Genomic DNA, 840 nt, shown 5'->3' with positions numbered 1-840 from the left:
GCAGCCCTTCGTCACGCAGACCGAGGCGCATGCCGCGGACGCCGAGCGCGGGGTTGGGCTCGTCGGGGATCGTCGCGAACGCGACGGGCTTGTCCGAGCCGGCGTCGAGCGTGCGCACGACGACCTTGCGCTCCCCCATCGGCTCGAGGACCTCGGCGTAGATCCGGGCCTGCTCCTCAACGGAGGGCTCGGTGTCGCGGTCGAGGAAACACAACTCGGTGCGGAACAGACCCACGCCTTCGACGGGCTTCTGTGCAGCGTTCTGCGAGGACGCACCGTCCTGCACGTTGGCGAGGATCTCGACGCGGTGGCCGTCCGACGTGCCGCCGGGTCCGGTCCACGAGGCGGCTGCCTCGCCCACGAGGCGCGCCGACTCGGTGCGCGTCTCGATGACCTCGGCGTCGGGTTCGATGACGACGTCACCCGTCGCGCCGTCGACCAACACGACCGTGCCGGTCTCGATCGCGTCGAGCCCCTCGACACCGACGACGCACGGGATGCCGAGCTGGCGCGAGATGATCGAGGTGTGGCTCGTGGGTCCGCCCAGGGACGTGGCGATGGCGACCACGACCGACGGGTCGAGGCCGGCGGTGTCGGCCGGCGCGAGGTCGTCGGCGCACAGCACGGACGGCTCGGACGGCGCGGGAATGCCCGGCTCCGGCTGCCCGGAGAGTTCGGCGAGGATGCGATCGTGTACGTCGCGCAGATCGGTCACCCGTTCGGCCATGAGGCCACCTGCCGCGGTGAACATGGCGATGAGGTCGTCGATGGCGCCGCCGACGGCGGCGTAGAGTCCGTTGCCTTCGCCCAGTCGCTTCTGCACCAGCGACACCAGGCCGC

The 840-nt window shown here is 71.3% G+C and carries 1 protein-coding gene; it reads right to left on the bottom strand.

Annotation, left to right across the window (positions count from 1 at the left end; all coding sequences use genetic code 11):
* Positions 1-840 (bottom strand): putative PEP-binding protein (locus tag D9V41_RS16095; RefSeq protein ID WP_133434229.1); only part of this gene is annotated, 840 nt, incomplete at both ends.

The organism is Aeromicrobium phragmitis (genome assembly GCF_003674095.1).
GTDB classification, from domain to species: domain Bacteria; phylum Actinomycetota; class Actinomycetes; order Propionibacteriales; family Nocardioidaceae; genus Aeromicrobium; species Aeromicrobium phragmitis.
Note: the sequence above shows the minus strand (reverse complement) of the source record. Positions and strands in the feature narration are given on the sequence as shown.